The organism is Pectobacterium peruviense, assembly GCF_002847345.1.
GTDB lineage: Bacteria > Pseudomonadota > Gammaproteobacteria > Enterobacterales > Enterobacteriaceae > Pectobacterium > Pectobacterium peruviense.
Genome location: NZ_LXFV01000034.1, coordinates 34097 through 50345, shown reverse-complemented (window position 1 = coordinate 50345; position 16249 = coordinate 34097). Strand labels below are relative to the sequence as shown.

At 54.2% G+C, this 16249-nt stretch carries 11 protein-coding genes and 1 pseudogene; 8 read left to right on the top strand and 4 right to left on the bottom strand.

The window, feature by feature from the left end:
* The first annotated feature begins 62 nt into the window (after nucleotides 1-62).
* From nagZ to A0G03_RS19525, 4 genes are all read left to right on the top strand, one after another.
* Complete coding sequence (gene nagZ / locus A0G03_RS19540; RefSeq protein WP_072062014.1) at nucleotides 63-1082, top strand: beta-N-acetylhexosaminidase; 1020 nt, start codon at nucleotides 63-65, stop codon at nucleotides 1080-1082.
* A gap of 305 nt (nucleotides 1083-1387) precedes the next feature.
* The gene (ycfP, locus tag A0G03_RS19535) at nucleotides 1388-1930 is read left to right on the top strand and encodes an alpha/beta hydrolase YcfP (RefSeq protein WP_048259701.1); all 543 of its coding nucleotides are present in this window, start codon (nucleotides 1388-1390) and stop codon (nucleotides 1928-1930) included.
* 356 nt (nucleotides 1931-2286) lie between these two features.
* The gene (locus tag A0G03_RS19530; RefSeq protein ID WP_048259702.1) at nucleotides 2287-3591 is read left to right on the top strand and encodes an NAD(P)/FAD-dependent oxidoreductase; all 1305 of its coding nucleotides are present in this window, start codon (nucleotides 2287-2289) and stop codon (nucleotides 3589-3591) included.
* A 469-nt stretch (nucleotides 3592-4060) separates the two neighbouring features.
* On the top strand, nucleotides 4061-4600 hold the full coding sequence (locus A0G03_RS19525; RefSeq protein ID WP_005970476.1) for a glycine zipper 2TM domain-containing protein: 540 nt from the start codon (nucleotides 4061-4063) through the stop codon (nucleotides 4598-4600).
* Between the two features lie 82 nt (nucleotides 4601-4682).
* Here A0G03_RS19525 and A0G03_RS19520 read toward each other — a convergent pair.
* Nucleotides 4683-5875, bottom strand: a pseudogene (locus A0G03_RS19520) (MFS transporter).
* 38 nt (nucleotides 5876-5913) lie between these two features.
* Nucleotides 5914-7122: an MFS transporter gene (locus A0G03_RS19515; RefSeq protein ID WP_048259703.1), complete on the bottom strand. Its 1209-nt coding sequence runs from the start codon at nucleotides 7120-7122 to the stop codon at nucleotides 5914-5916.
* Nucleotides 7123-7257: 135 nt separating this feature from the next.
* On the opposite strand from A0G03_RS19515, the gene A0G03_RS19510 reads away from it, so the two are divergent.
* Nucleotides 7258-7863, top strand: coding sequence for a TetR/AcrR family transcriptional regulator (locus A0G03_RS19510; protein ID WP_048259704.1), 606 nt, complete (start codon nucleotides 7258-7260; stop codon nucleotides 7861-7863).
* A 36-nt stretch (nucleotides 7864-7899) separates the two neighbouring features.
* On the opposite strand, the gene yegD is transcribed toward A0G03_RS19510, so the two are convergent.
* Together yegD and mfd are read right to left on the bottom strand one after the other, a co-directional pair.
* Nucleotides 7900-9252 carry a molecular chaperone gene (gene yegD / locus A0G03_RS19505; RefSeq protein WP_048259836.1) on the bottom strand — a complete coding sequence of 451 codons (1353 nt, stop codon included), beginning with the start codon at nucleotides 9250-9252 and terminating at the stop codon, nucleotides 7900-7902.
* 244 nt (nucleotides 9253-9496) lie between these two features.
* The gene (gene mfd, locus A0G03_RS19500) at nucleotides 9497-12949 is read right to left on the bottom strand and encodes a transcription-repair coupling factor (RefSeq protein WP_189339466.1); all 3453 of its coding nucleotides are present in this window, start codon (nucleotides 12947-12949) and stop codon (nucleotides 9497-9499) included.
* 136 nt (nucleotides 12950-13085) lie between these two features.
* Here mfd and lolC point away from each other — a divergent pair, with 136 nt between their 5' ends.
* From lolC to lolE, 3 genes are read left to right on the top strand one after another with little or no spacing between them, the layout of a single operon-like run.
* Complete coding sequence (gene lolC, locus A0G03_RS19495) at nucleotides 13086-14288, top strand: lipoprotein-releasing ABC transporter permease subunit LolC (RefSeq protein ID WP_048259705.1); 1203 nt, start codon at nucleotides 13086-13088, stop codon at nucleotides 14286-14288.
* Nucleotides 14281-14988 carry a lipoprotein-releasing ABC transporter ATP-binding protein LolD gene (lolD, locus tag A0G03_RS19490; RefSeq protein ID WP_005970460.1) on the top strand — a complete coding sequence of 236 codons (708 nt, stop codon included), beginning with the start codon at nucleotides 14281-14283 and terminating at the stop codon, nucleotides 14986-14988. The genes lolC and lolD overlap by 8 nt, the downstream gene beginning before the upstream one ends.
* Nucleotides 14985-16232 (top strand): lipoprotein-releasing ABC transporter permease subunit LolE, encoded by a 1248-nt coding sequence (gene lolE / locus A0G03_RS19485; RefSeq protein ID WP_048259706.1) that lies wholly within the window; start codon nucleotides 14985-14987, stop codon nucleotides 16230-16232. The genes lolD and lolE overlap by 4 nt, the downstream gene beginning before the upstream one ends.
* Nucleotides 16233-16249: the final 17 nt, after the last annotated feature.

Sequence of the window (16249 nt, the reverse complement as noted above, 5' to 3'; positions counted from 1 at the left end):
CGGTATGATTTTTGTGGTCGTGGTCATTTTACTCAGTAGTACTATTAAAGAATGAGGTTTTTGTGGGTCCGGTAATGTTAGATGTCGCCAGCTATGAGCTGGATGCAGAAGATCGTGAAGTGCTGGAACACCCGCTCGTTGGCGGCGTTATTCTGTTCACACGTAATTTTCATGATGCGGCGCAGTTACGTGAATTAGTGCGCCAAATCCGCGCGGCGTCGCGCGAGCGTCTCGTGGTTTCTGTGGATCAGGAAGGCGGGCGCGTTCAGCGTTTTCGTGATGGATTTACCCGTTTGCCTGCCGCGCAGGCGTTTGCTGCATTAAATAGCATGCCAGAAGCCCAACGGTTGGCGGAAGAGGGCGGCTGGTTGATGGCGGCAGAAATGATCGCGATGGATATCGACATTAGCTTTGCACCCGTGCTGGATATCGGTCACCAGAGTGCGGCGATTGGCGAGCGTTCGTTTCACGAACAGCCAGACACTGCGTTGGCTGTAGCGCAGAGCTTTATTCGCGGTATGCACAGTGCAGGCATGAAAGTCACGGGTAAGCATTTCCCCGGTCACGGTGCGGTCAGCGCCGATTCACATAAAGAAACACCGCGCGATCCGCGTCCGCTTGCGGAGATTCGCGCACACGATATGCTGATTTTTAAAGAGCTGATCCAACGTCAACAGTTGGATGCGATCATGCCTGCCCATGTGATTTACACCGAGGCCGATCCGCGTCCCGCCAGCGGTTCTCCCTACTGGCTTAAAACAGTACTGCGTGAAGAGTTAGGCTTTGATGGCATCATTTTCTCCGACGATCTGTCGATGGAAGGTGCGGCTGTAATGGGAAGTTACCCAGAGCGGGCGCAGGCCGCGTTGCAGGCGGGATGTGACATGATTCTGGTTTGCAATCATCGTGAAGGAGCGGTCAGCGTGCTGGATAACCTGTCCCCGGTCAAAGCGGAGCAACTAACGCGCTTATATCATCAGGGTTCGTTTTCTCGTCGGGAACTGCTGGATTCGTCGCGTTGGAAGCAGGCAAATCAGGCGCTCACCTCACTCAGTGAGCGCTGGCAGGCGCATATATCCTAAATAATTCGAGTTGCGTGACAAAACGCTAGCGTTTTGAACAACGCCAAAGCGTTGGCCCTCTAGGGCGAGGCTCATTTATGGGCCTTGTAACGCGGCAACTGCGCGAATCCCCTGGAGCTTACTTAGGTAAGTGACTGGGGTGAGTAAGGACAAATTGGCTTAGCCAATTTGAACGCCGCTTGCGGCGGCCCTTCAGGGCGAGGCTCAGAGATGAGCCGAGTATTGCCAACGCACAAGCAGCTTGAAGTATGACGGATATAAAAATGGTGAGAAATAGGCAACCTAGTCAGTGGTGAGGATAAAAGATGATTATCTATTTACACGGTTTTGACTCGACCAGCCCCGGTAACCATGAAAAAGTCTTGCAGCTTCAGTTTATCGATGAAGATGTACGGCTGATTAGCTACAGCACGCTGCATCCGCGTCATGATATGCAACATCTGCTAAAGCAGGTGGATAAGATGATTCAGCATTCTAATGACGATCGTCCGCTGATTTGTGGCGTGGGGTTGGGCTGTTTTTGGGCTGAACGGGTCGGTTTTCTGTGTGATATACGACAAGTTATCGTCAATCCGAACCTTTTCCCGCAGGAAAATATGAGCGGGAAAATTGATCGACCGGAAGAATATCTGGATATCGCCACGAAGTGTGTCGCGAATTTTCGTGAAAAAAACCGCGATCGCTGCATGGTTATGCTTTCCCGTCAGGATGAGATGCTCGACAGCCAGCGCAGTGCGCAAGCGCTGGGAGAATATTATGAGATTGTTTGGGACGATATCCAGACGCATAAATTCAAAAGTATCTCCCCCCATTTACAGCGCATAAAAGCCTTCAAAACGCTCGGTTAGCGTGCGGTGTTAATGGCTGCGGATGTTTCTTCTGATGTCCCTGTTTGAGAGGGATATCAGGAGGAGTGACGTTATTTATTTACTTTCCTTAGTTCGTACAGACGCGCATAGGCGCACGATTCAGCATTTTCCCTTCAGACAGACTTCCGCTAATTCACTGAAATAAAGATGGAATTTTCTCGGTAAAAACCCGCGCCGCAAAATAAATTGATATATATCAATTTTGGTATGACCAAATAACCTAGCGTGCTATTCTTGCAGCAGATATCAGGCTTAACTTACGCGAACCCTATGTTATATAAGGATATTATTTTTTACTCTTTATTAACGATTGGTTCACATTTTAGGGGGTCATTTTGACATCACCAACCAAAAAAATTGTCATTGTCGGCGGGGGAGCTGGCGGACTTGAACTCGCAACGAGTTTGGGCCACAAGTTAGGACGCAAGAAAAAAGCGGACATTACGCTGGTGGATCGTAACCACAGCCACCTGTGGAAACCATTGCTGCACGAAGTCGCGACCGGTTCGCTGGACGACGATATGGATGCGCTGAGCTACCTGGCGCACGCCCGCAATCACCATTTCCAGTTCCAACTGGGGATGCTGACGGATATCGATCGTGAACAGCAGCAGATTCAACTGGCCGAAGTGTGTGATGATCAAGGCGACGTACTGGTTGCGGCGCGCCGCATTCCGTATGACATTTTGGTAGTTGCCTTAGGCAGCGCTTCAAATGACTTCGGCACGCCGGGCGTGAAAGATCACTGTATTTTCCTGGATAATCCAAAACAAGCCCGTCGCTTCCATAATGAAATGCTGAATTTGTTCCTGAAATTCACAGCAAATCAGGACGAAAAAGAGCGAGTAAATATTGCGATTGTGGGCGGTGGAGCGACTGGCGTCGAGCTGTCTGCGGAATTGCATAACGCGGTGAAACAGCTGCACAGCTATGGTTTTGACGGACTGGATAACCAAACACTGAATGTGACGCTGGTTGAAGCGGGCGAACGTATTTTGCCAGCGCTTCCGCCGCGCATTTCAGCGGCAGCACACCATGAGCTGAATAATATTGGCGTCCGCGTGCTGACGAAAACCATGGTAACCAGCGCGGAAAGCGGCGGTCTGAATACGAAGGACGGCGAATTTATCGAAGCCGACCTGATGGTTTGGGCGGCAGGAATCAAAGCGCCGGATGCAATGAAAGACATTGCCGGTCTGGAAACCAACCGGATCAATCAGCTTGTCGTTGAACCTACGTTGCAGACGACACGCGATCCTAACATTTTCGCCATCGGCGACTGTGCATCCTGCCCGCAGGAAGGCGGCGGTTTCGTGCCACCGCGTGCGCAGGCGGCTCACCAGATGGCATCACGCTGTCACAGCAACATCATCGCGTTGTTGAACGGACAGGCGCTGAAGTCTTACGTCTACAAAGATCACGGCTCGCTAGTTTCGCTGTCTAAATTCAGTACGGTAGGTAGCCTGATGGGGAACCTGATGCGGGGTTCAGTGATGGTAGAAGGGCGGATTGCTCGCTTCGTTTACATCTCCCTCTATCGTATGCACCAGGTTGCGCTGCACGGCTATGTTAAAACGGGCTTGATGATGCTGGTCGGTGGCATCAACCGGGTGATACGCCCGCGTCTCAAACTGCATTAATCCGCAACGACTGACATCCTTCTGATACGGGCGTGAACGCAATTTCGCGCCCGTATTCTTTTTCTTATCGGTCTGCTCTGGTTCTCTGGAAAAGACGTGCCTTCCCGTCAATGTATTGACAATATTCCCCCCTAAGCCGCACCTCCGTTCGTCATGCCACTGAGCATCGCCCTGAAATAACAGTATAAAATATCGTCCTATTAGCAATTCCGGTTAAGATAATTCCCAAATGACAGTTTTATGTTACGAATCTGACACTTTTGGTTAGTTAGTCTTATTGCGAGAGTGTGAAACATTGTGCAGACTTTCCACTGTTTACAGAAGGCGTAGCACGCACGCCGAAAATTCTGAATGCGATTATTCAGAAGGAACCATCGGATTCATCGCGTTAAACGCGAGCTGACGTAAAACAAGATTACGGCAGAATTGCAGATGGGGAATGCGTGAGAATAGATTCGGGAGGTATCCTGTGAACAAATCAATGTTAGCGGGTGTAGGTATTGGTGTGGCTGCGGCATTGGGTGTGGCGGCGGTGGCGAGTATGGACGTTTTTTCCTCTAAACCTCAGTATGCACAGGTGCTAACGGCAACACCTATTAAAGAAACGGTCAAAACGCCTCGCCAAGAGTGCCGTAACGTAAACGTGACTCACCGTCGTCCGGTGCAGGATGAAAACCAGATAGCCGGATCGGTACTGGGTGCCGTGGCGGGTGGTGTTCTGGGACATCAGTTCGGTGGCGGACGCGGTAAAGATGTCGCGACGGTAGCGGGTGCACTGGCAGGCGGCTACGCGGGTAACCGTGTACAAAGTGGCATGCAGGAAAATGATACGTACACGACACAGCAGCAGCGTTGTCAGACGGTGTACGATAAATCACAAAAAGTTCTAGGTTATGATGTCACCTATAAAATCGGCGACCAGCAGGGCAAAATCCGCATGGATCGCGATCCGGGTACACAGATTCCAGTGGACAGAAACGGTCAATTAGTCTTGAATCAACAGAGCTGATTTACCTCAACGTCTACGTTTTTTGCGCTGACACCATCTCTAAAAGCCGCGAGACGCCTGAATAAGGTGCTCGCGGCTTTTTTCATTCGATGATCTTCCGGCGTTCAGTCAACCCAATGCTCAGGGATAACAGTAAGGCGACCGCGGCGAATCCACCTGCCAGCCAAAGCGTTGCGTTCAGGCCTGAATTATCCACTATTTGGCCGCCTACCCAGGACCCAAGCGCGATACCAACATTGAAAACGCCAACATACAGTGCGGAAGCGATCTCCACGGCGCGCGATGCGGCTTTCATCATCCATGTCATCAAACCAACGGATACACCGCCGTAGGCCAGCCCCCAAACCAGTAGCGCCACGCCGCCGCCTACATGCGACCCTCCGATGGTGAGGAACAGGAGCGGGGTTAACAGCAGCCCGAGAGCAATTGCCGTCAAGGTTAGCGTCGTACGCTGCGCCGCGAGGATGCCTGCCAGAAAATTGCCAACGATGCCTGCCATGCCCTAGGCGAACAGCAATGCGCTAATCCACGGTGTGTCGAATCCCGACACGGATAGCAGCAGCGGACGAACGTAAAGGCCATGAAATGCCCTGCCACCAGTAATAGCGTCAGAATCAGTCCGACTTGCAGCTTACGGTTGGTCAGTTGCTCACCGAACTGGCGCACGGTGGTTGAGCGGGCAACGGGCAGTGCCGGAATCACCGCGAGGTGAAGCATCAGTACCAGTCCGCTAAACATTGCCATGCAGCCAAACGCCCAGCGCCATCCGGCGATGTCGCCGATCAGGGCACCGAACGGTACACCTAGTACGGACGCCGCCGCGACGCCACCGAAGATAATCGATGTCGCCAGACCAATGGAGGGTTCGGGAACGAGTCGTGCAGCCAGACCACCGGCAATCGCCCAGATGCCGCCCATACAAAAACCGACAAGCACGCGAGCACCCAGCATCCAGCCGATGTCTGGTGCCAGTGCCGAGGCAATGTTGGCGATAACCAGCAACGCCAGCAGGCCGCATAAAATCCTGCGTCTATCCATACCGCCGGATGCGATCACCACCAGTGGAGCGAATAACGCGGCTAAGAGTGCAGGGAGTGAAATCATCAGCCCTGCGGTTCCGGTAGAGGTATGTAGCGTGTCAGCAATAGGGGTCAGCAGACCGACCGGAAGCATTTCCGTTGTGACAACAGAGAAGGTTGCAAGACCGACGACGACGACGGCCAGCCAAGGATGCTGTGCAGTCTTGCCTATAGCGATAGATGAAGATGTATTCATGGTTCAATCCTTAGCATAGGAAGTCGATTGTGTGACCGTCAAGCGGCATGGGGAAGAGAGGAAGCATGTGTTCGCAAATACTGATGTACCCAAATCGCGACCAGCAGCACCAAAACGCCAGCGCACAGCGCAACGGCGAACCCGGCACGCGCGCCACCCTCATCCACGATGTGACCCGATACCGTAGCGCCCAGCGCCACACCGATGTTTAGCCCTGCCAACAACCAGGTCATGCCTTCGGTTAAGCGGTGTTCAGGCACCAAACGTTCGACCAGCGACATTGCCACGATCATGGTGGGAGCGAAGAACAGTCCCGCGATCAGTACGGCCGCAGCCAATGTGGGAATGCTGCCAACCAGCAGCAGAGGTAGTGTGGTTGCTGCCGTTGCCACACCGCCTAGCAATAGCAGGTGATGCAGTGCAGTACGTAGCTTGAGGGCCCCGAACAGCAGGCCAGCCAGACAGGAACCGACCGCATAAACTGACAAGATCAGGCTGGCCGCTGCCGGTTGGCCACGTTGTTCGGCGAAGGCCACACTCACGATATCAACGGTGCCAACGATGACGCCCATCGCTACCATCAACAGCGCCAGCAGGCGCACGTTCGCCTGTTTGATCACCGCTCTTGAGCGACCCGTACTGACATCCTGTTTTTCTACCGGTGGTTCGGTGCCGCGTTGTGTAACCAGTGCAAACACACCAATAATCAGCAAGAGTGCCGCTGCCAGTGGGCCAGCCTGAGGAAACACGGCTACGGACAGTCCAACAGCCAGCGGAGGTCCGGCAATAAAGGTGACTTCATCGAGTACCGTCTCCAGCGAGTAGGCAGTTTGCAAGCGAGGCTGCCCGCGATAGATGGCCGTCCAGCGTGCTCTCACCATCGCTGACATGCTGGGCATGAAACCGGCCAGCAAAGCACCGATGAATAAGGTCCAGTCAGGTGCCTGCCACCATGCACTAGCAAGCAGAAGTAGCATGCCGATCGCGCTGATTAGCGTTGCCAGTGGCAGTACGCGACCTTGTCCATGTCGATCAACCAGACGGGAGATCTGTGGTGATAGCAGGGCGTAGGTCAGTACAAAAGTGGCCGATACCGCTCCCGCCAGCGCATAGCTGCCGCGCAGTTGCGACAGCATGGTGATAATGCCGATGCCCGTCATGGGCAGCGGAACCCGTGCCAACAGGCCGGCCAACGCAAAGCCTCTGCTACCAGGGGCGGCGAAAAGTTCTCGATAAGGATTGATCATCTTGTTCTCCAAAGTGAATCCACTTGCCACCTTCTCGCGGCACAGCGACAATACATACAGAGCGTATGAATAAAAGCATATATTCATACGGAGTGAATGTAAATAATCATACGATGTGTATGTAAGGATGTGTCGATGGTTCGTCGTACCCGTGCTGAAATGGAAGAAACTCGCTCTATACTGCTGGCGACCGCTCGTAAGGTCTTCAGCGAACGCGGCTATGCCGATACCTCAATGGACGATCTCACTGCGCAGGCGAGCCTGACCCGTGGGGCGCTTTATCATCACTTCGGTGACAAGAAAGGATTGTTGGCGGCGGTGGTAGAGCAGATCGATGCTGAGATGGATGAGCGACTGCAAGCGATCTCCGATGCCGCCGAAGATGACTGGGAAGGTTTCCGTTGTCGCTGTCGCGCTTATCTGGAAATGGCGCTGGAGCCTGAGATTCAGCGTATCGTGTTGCGTGATGCGCGGGCTGCACTAGGTGGTGCATCGCCGGATTCACAACGGCATTGCGTGGAGTCGATGCAGCGGCTGATCGACAACCTCATACGCCAAGGCGTGGTGGCTGAAGCCGAACCACAGGCGCTGGCATCGTTGATCTACGGCAGTCTGGCCGAAGCGGCGTTTTGGATCGCGGAGGGAGAGGATGGTACTGCGCGGCTGGCACAAGGCGTTGCCGCGCTGGAGTTGCTGCTGCGTGGGTTGTTGGTCAATCCACCGCAGTTAATAAGGCCATAGTCTGACGGGACGCATGGCTTACGTCCCGTATTTGACTTAACGGCGGAAAACTATCTCTGCCCAGCGAGCCAGTCCGGCGGTAACGGAGCCAAAATCGTTACCGCTGGCGATAGGAATATCAGGCAGCAACTGCTGAATGGCCTGACGCAGCAGAGGCGATTTTGCGCTACCGCCAGTCAGGTAGATCACTTCTGGCCGGGTCTGGCTGGTTTCTAGTGCCAGCGTTACCTGCTGTTGAATGCGCGTGAGCGGATTATCAATCGCGGCATTAAGTTCATCAGCATGAATGCGTGTTGCCAGACCTGATTCGATAAAGTGCAAATCGGCTGCCGTTTCCGATTGGTTGGAAAGCGCGATTTTGCTCTCTTCCGCCAGTTGAATCAGACGGTAGCTCAGGCGCTGCTGCCACACGGTCAGCAATCTTTTCACTAATTCGGGCTGGCGAGCATCGCGGATCATTTCGTTGATTAACGCGCGACTGGCGGTGCTATGGAACTCTTTTTGCGCCGGAATATCGTTAATCGCGACCGCATTCCACCAGGTCATGATCGGTAGGGCGATGCCTTTTTCCGACTCGCTATTCATGCCAAGCAGCGGCATTAGCTGTTTGAACGCGAGCATGATGTCCAGATCGTTACCGCCAATACGGCAGCCGCTGTGTCCTAGCAAACTTTGCGAACGTTCATGCTGCTTATGCCACTTCGGCCCCATCAGTAGCATGGAGCAGTCGGTGGTTCCGCCGCCGATATCTACAACTAGCACGCGCGTTTCTTTCGTCAGCGTAGATTCAAAATCCAGCCCGGCAGCCACGGGTTCAAACTGGAAGACGACGTCTTCAAACCCAGCACGGTGTGCGGCACGATCTAAAATCCCTTGTGCCTGCTGGTTGGCTTCTTCGCCGCCGATACTTTGAAAGTTAATCGGGCGACCGATAACGGCCTGACGAATAGGCTGGTCAAGCTGGGTTTCTGCTTGTGTGCGGATATGCAGCATCATGGAGCAAACCAGATCCTCAAACAGCGCGATCTGCTGTGCTTTCAGCCCGACGGCACCGAGGAAGGACTTCGGCGATTTAACGAACCATGTCTCTTCTGGGTCATCCATATAGTGGCGTAACGCATCGCGCCCAAATTTCACGCTATCGGGCTGTACGCGAATATCTTCTTCGCGGTTGTAGCTGATTGCTCGCTTCAGCAGCAGTGCGTTCTCGCCCTCGGCATTGACCTGATGATGTCGCCATAACCACTCGCTCACCGCTTCACGCACGGGCGCGCACAGCAGGGAAGAAAGATAAGGCGAGCCATTTTCCAGCGACAGGAGCCGTGGTGTCCCTGCATCCATAACTGCCACGGAACAGTTGGCGGTACCGTAGTCAAAACCGATAAACATAGTTAGGCCCCATGCCATGAAAATTTCCGGGAGAAACTTTTAACGTCGCACTAGCGACGGCCCGGAAGGGGGGCCGCCAAGGATGGCGAGCCATAAAAAAGGTTGGCGACTTTACTGCGTTGCGGCAGTGCTTGTAAAGGTGGATGCAACGGAAGACTGATGACAAACCTATTTCCTGAACGGCGGCCTTTGTCAGCAACCTCACGGGAACCCGAAGGTTCCCGTTTTTTATCGTGAAAGCGGATTACGCCGCCAGCGTATGCTGCGCCATGTTCCCCAGCAGTGAACCGATAAACTCGATGCGTTGCGGACGGTCGCTTAAATCCTTCATAAATTTCAGACGAGTCGGACCATCCAGACGATAAGTGCTCGGATCGCGCTGCAACAGGCCGATAAGGTGGGACGGATCGACGCGATTTTGCTCGCCGAATTCGATAAACCCGCCTTTTTCGTTGCCTTCAATACGGCGAATGCCCAGCGCTTGCGCTTGCTGGCGCAGGGCCGCTATCTGCAACAGATGGCGGCTTGCATCAGGAAGGAGACCGAAGCGATCGATCAGCTCGACTTTCAACTCATCCAGTTCGGCCGTGTTTTTCGCACTGGCAATACGTTTATAGAGCGACAGGCGCGTATTGACGTCGGGGATGAAATCGTCAGGCAGTAGAGCGGGTAACCGCAGCTCGACGTCAGTCTGGCTGTTGATCAAATCCTCTAGTGACGGTTCTCGGCCTGCTTTCAGGGCGTCTACGGCACTTTCTAACAGTTCCATATACAGTGAGAAACCGACGCTGGTCATTTGTCCACTCTGATCGTCTCCGAGCAACTCGCCCGCGCCGCGAATTTCCAGATCGTGCGTTGCCAGCGCAAAACCTGCGCCGAGGTCTTCCAATGACGCGATCGCTTCCAGACGTTTCTGCGCATCGGTGCTCATCGCTTTAGGGTTCGGTGTCAGTAGATAGGCGTAAGCCTGATGGTGGGAACGCCCCACGCGACCACGCAACTGGTGAAGCTGTGCCAGACCGAAATGGTCGGCACGCTCAATGATAATCGTGTTGGCACTCGGTATGTCGATCCCCGTTTCGATGATGGTGGTACACACCAGCACGTTAAAACGCTGGTGGTGGAAGTCGTTCATCACCCGTTCCAGTTCGCGTTCGCGCATTTGGCCGTGACCGATAGCGATGCGTGCTTCCGGCACCAGTTCTGCCAATCGCTGGGTGGCTTTCTCGATATTTTCCACGTCGTTATACAAATAGTACACTTGTCCACCGCGCAGAATTTCACGCAGGATGGCTTCACGCACCATCAGATTGTCATACTCGCGCACGAACGTTTTCACGGCTAAGCGGCGGGCTGGAGGCGTGGCGATGATCGACAGATCGCGCATCCCACTCATTGCCATATTGAGCGTTCGTGGAATCGGCGTAGCGGTCAGCGTCAGGATATCGACATCCGCTCGCATCGCTTTGATGCGCTCTTTGTGACGCACGCCGAAGCGGTGTTCTTCGTCGACAATCAGTAGCCCTAAATCACGCCAGCGCACGTCGCTCTGCAACAGTTTATGGGTGCCGATCAGAATATCGACTTTGCCTTCCTGCGTTTCCTCAAGAATCTGGGTTTGTTCACGCGCGCTGCGGAAGCGGGAGATCATCTCAATCTTCACCGGCCAGTTGGCAAAGCGATCGCGGAAGTTGTCAAAATGCTGCTGTGCCAATAGCGTCGTCGGTACCAGAACGGCAACCTGTTTATGGTTTTCAACCGCTAAAAACGCGGCGCGCATTGCCACTTCGGTTTTACCAAAGCCGACATCGCCACACACCAAACGATCCATCGCCAGAGGTTGGCACATGTCGCTCAGTACGGCGTTGATGGCCTGCGCCTGATCGGGCGTGGTTTCGAAAGGGAAACTTTCGCAGAAAAGCTGGTACTGCGTTTTGTCATGCTTAAAGGCAAAACCGCTCTTCGCCGCACGCTGGGCATAAATATCCAGCAGTTCGGCGGCGACATCACGCACTCTTTCCGCCGCTTTTTGCCGTGCGCGCGACCAGGCTTCACCACCCAGCTTGTGCAGCGGCGCATTCTCATCGGCACCGCCCGCGTAGCGGCTGATCAAATGCAGCGAAGAAACAGGGACGTACAGCTTGTCTTCACCCGCATAGGTCAAAATCAGGTATTCGGCTTTGATGCCACCCGCTTCCAGCGTGGTCAGCCCGACATAGCGTCCAACGCCGTGTTCGAGGTGAACGACGGGCTGTCCCGGACGCAGCTCTGCTAGATTGCGGATCAGCGTATCGGTATTAATCGTGCGGCGACTATCCTGACGGCGACGGCTGACCCGCTCACCCAGCAGATCGCTTTCACAGATTAAGGCGCGTTGGCGTAGGGTGTCGATAAAGCCGTGTTCGCTGGCACCGATGATCAGATAAGTGCCACGCCCCTGTGCCTGCTCTAGCGTATTGATGAGCTTAGGGTTCAGTTTGATGCGTGCCAGCAGTTCTTGTAGCGTTTCGCGACGGCCTTCGCTCTCGACGGAGAAAATGATCTGACCGTCGAACTGTTCGATAAAACGGCGCAGTGCATCCAGCGGTGATTTTTGCTGATGCTGAATCGCCAGATCCGGCAACGGCAGATAGGCCAGATTCACGTTGGCGGCTTTTTCCGGCAGCGTATCGGTTTTCAACTGTACACGCGGCCACGCTTTTAGCTCCGAGAACAGACCGTCTACACGCAGCCAGAGTGAGTCCGATGGCAACAGTGGTCGCATCGGATCGACGCGGCGGCTTTCAAAACGCTGCTGAATATCCTGCCAGAAACGCTCGGCGCTTTGCTCGATATCGCCCGTGTTAACGATCAGCGTGTTGTTCGGGAAGTAGCTGAACAGCGACGGCAGCGGCTCACTGAAGAATAGCGGCTGCCAGTATTCGATCCCTGCGGGCCAGACGCCTTTGCTGACCTGCTGATAAATGTGCTCAGCATCGCGCCGTACCTCGAACTGTTCACGCCATTGGCTGCGGAAAAGTTCGATTGCGGTTTTGTCGGTCGGAAATTCATGTGCGGGCAGCAGATTAATGTGCGGCACTTCATTCAGCGTTCGCTGTGTATCCACATCGAACAGACGCAGGCTGTCGATCTCATCGTCAAAGAAATCGATACGATAGGGCTCTTCGCTCCCCATTGGGAACAGGTCCAACAATGCGCCGCGCGTGGCATATTCGCCGTGCTCCATCACCTGATCGACGCTACGGTAGCCCGCCTGTTCCAACTGCGAACGCAACTTATCGCGCGAGAGGCGCTGGCCTTTCTTCAACACCAGCGCATGGCCATGCAGGAAACTGTGCGGACAAACACGTTGCATCAGCGTATTGACCGGCAGAATCAAGACGCCACGCGTCATGTTGGGCAATTGATAGAGCGTGGAAAGGCGAGTCGAAATAATTTCCTGATGCGGAGAAAAACTATCGTAAGGCAGCGTTTCCCAGTCAGATAGGGTGGTGACGTGCTGGTCGGTAAATTGCTGAATTTCATCGCGCAATCGCAGGGCGTTTTGCATATCGGGCGCGATAAGCACCACCAGCCCGGTGTGGCGTTCAACGATCTCTGCACATTCAACGGCGCAGGCTGCGCCGGTTAACTCGCCCAACAGGCGTTGCTCGCCCGCTTTGGGTGGCAACGAATAACGGTAATTTTCAGGCATCATCTGATTATCGGGTCTCGCCTCCCTGCATCCAGCCAAGAAAAAGCCGTAGAGTGAGGGTGTTAGGGTTCCATAAAGCAGTACTACCCTTTATTATCCTTGATCACTTTGCTTTGGCAACCTTATCCAGACGGATTTCATGTATCAACCTGTCGCTTTATTTATTGGCCTGCGTTATATGCGTGGGCGTGCATCAGACCGCTTTGGCCGGTTTGTCTCCTGGTTATCCGCCATTGGCATCACGCTGGGCGTGATGGCGCTGGTCACCGTGCTTTCCGTCATGAACGGCTTCGAGCGCGAACTGGAAGGCAATATTCTGGGCGTGATGCCTCAAGCGGTGATCTCTACGCCGCAAGGTTCGCTGAACCCGGCCTTAATTCCTGCTTCCTCTTTAGACTCGCTGGACGGCGTAACGCGTGTTGCGCCGCTGACGACGGGCGATGTGGTGCTGCAAAGCGCCCGCAGCGTTGCGGTCGGCGTGATGTTGGGGATCGACCCTGACGAGAAGGAACCGCTGTCACGCTATCTGGTCAACGTCAAACAGCAGCAGCTTCAACCTGGTCAGTATCAAGCCATTTTGGGTGAGAAACTGGCCGATCAACTGGGTGTTAACGCTGGCGATCAAATCCGCATGATGGTGACGAGTGCTAGCCAACTGACGCCGATGGGGCGTATTCCCAGCCAGCGTATCTTCATCGTTGCTGGAACCTTTGCTGCCAACAGTGAAGTAGATAGCTACCAACTGTTGGTGAACCAACAGGATGCCTCACGGCTGATGCGCTACCCGGCGAACCACATTACCGGTTGGCGTTTGTGGCTGGAAAAGCCGCTGTCGGTCGATACGTTGAGTACGCAAACGCTGCCGGAAGGCACGGTCTGGAAAGACTGGCGCGAGCGTAAAGGTGAGCTATTTCAGGCCGTGCGCATGGAGAAAAACATGATGGGGCTGTTGCTCAGTCTGATCGTGGCCGTGGCCGCGTTCAATATTATTACCTCGCTGGGCTTACTGGTGATGGAAAAACAGGGAGAGGTCGCCATTCTGCAAACGCAGGGGCTGACTCAACGTCAGGTGATGGCGGTGTTTATGGTGCAGGGGGGCAGCGCTGGCATTGTTGGCGCGTTGTTAGGGGCATTGCTGGGGGCATTATTGGCCAGCCAACTGAATACGCTGATGCCAGTGCTGGGCGTATTACTGGATGGTGCCGCGTTGCCAGTGGATATTGATCCCATGCAGGTGGTGACGATCGCCATTTCTGCGATGGTGATTGCCCTCTTATCGACACTTTATCCATCATGGCGCGCTGCCACCGTTCAACCCGCTGAGGCTTTACGTTATGAGTGATTTATCATTATTGCAGTGTACTAATTTGTCCAAGCGTTATCAGGACGGCAAGCTGTCTACCGATGTGCTGCGCGATGTATCTTTTGAGATGAGCAGCGGTGAGATGATGGCGATAGTCGGGAGTTCTGGCTCGGGCAAAAGTACGCTGCTGCATGTGCTGGGCGGATTAGATACGCCGACGTCGGGTGAGGTTATCTTTAAAGGTCAACCGTTGAGCACGCTCTCAGCGGCAGCAAAAGCAGATTTGCGCAATCGTGAACTGGGTTTTATTTATCAATTCCATCACCTTCTGCCGGATTTCACCGCGCTGGAAAACGTGGCGATGCCGTTGCTGATTGGCAAAGTACCGACTTCACAGGCGCAGGATAAAGCACGCGAAATGCTGGCGGCTGTCGGACTGGAAGCGCGTAGTCACCACCGTTCATCGGAGCTGTCCGGCGGTGAACGGCAGCGTGTCGCTATTGCCAGAGCGTTGGTTAACAGCCCGTCGCTGGTACTGGCGGATGAACCGACCGGTAACCTCGATCAGCGTACAGCAGATACCATCTTTGAACTGCTGGGGGAACTGAACGTTCGTCAAGGCACCGCCTTTCTAGTGGTGACGCATGACCTGCAATTGGCTGGTCGACTGAACCGCCAACTGGAAATGCGTGACGGTCAATTGCAGCAGGAACTGACCCTGATGGGAGCGCGGCAATGACCTTTCCTCCGCTCTCGTTGCAGATTGGCCTGCGATTTAGCCGTGGCCGTCGGCGTGGCGGCATGGTTTCGCTGATTTCAGTCATTTCGACGCTGGGTATCGCCCTCGGCGTGGCGGTGTTGATTCTCGGCCTGAGTGCGATGAATGGGTTTGAGCGTGAACTGAATAACCGCATTCTTGCGGTGGTGCCACATGGCGAGATCGAGCCAGTTAATCAGCCTTTTGATGGTTGGCAGGACATCCTGCCTACCATCGAGCAGGTGCCCGGTGTCGCTGCCGCCGCGCCTTATATCAATTTCACCGGGTTGTTAGAGAACGGCGCTAAACTTCAGGCAATTCAGGTAAAAGGCGTCGATCCGCAACAAGAAATACACCTCAGTGCGTTACCTAAGTACGTTCTCAATGATGCCTGGCAGCAGTTTCGCCCAGGTGAGCAGCAGGTCATTATCGGTCAAGGCGTGGCAAAAACGCTGAATGTTTCCCAAGGGGATTGGGTCACGGTGATGATCCCGAACAGCGACCCGGAAATGAAGTTGATGCAGCCTAAACGCATCCGGCTCCACGTCAGCGGTATTTTGCAGCTGAGTGGTCAGCTCGATCATAGCTTAGCGTTGATTCCGCTTGCGGATGCCCAGCAGTATCTGGATATGGGGCAGAGCGTGACGGGGATCGCTATCAAGGCCAACGACGTGTTCTCTGCCAATAAACTGGTGCGCGATGCAGGCAAAGCCTCGAATCTCTATGTCCACATTCGCAGTTGGATTGGTACCTATGGTTATATGTATCGGGACATCCAGATGGTGAGAACCATCATGTATCTGGCGATGATCCTGGTGATCGGCGTGGCCTGTTTTAATATTGTTTCAACGCTGGTGATGGCGGTGAAGGATAAAAGTGGCGATATCGCCGTCCTGCGTACGCTGGGTGCGTCAGATGGGCTGATTCGGGCTATCTTTATTTGGTACGGGCTATTGGCCGGGCTGTTGGGCAGTGTGATAGGCGCTGTGGTTGGCGTGATCGCCACCTTGCAACTGACGCCGATTATTCGCGGTATTGAAGCACTCATCGGCCATAAACTGCTGTCCGGCGATATCTATTTTATTGATTTCTTGCCGTCGGAATTACATCTGATGGATGTGTTTATCGTATTGGGTACGTCGCTGGTGCTAAGCCTGATTGCCAGCTGGTATCCGGCGCGGCGCGCCAGTCGGATTGACCCAGCCCGCGTGTTGAGCGGACAGTAAGACAAGCCAACGCACAT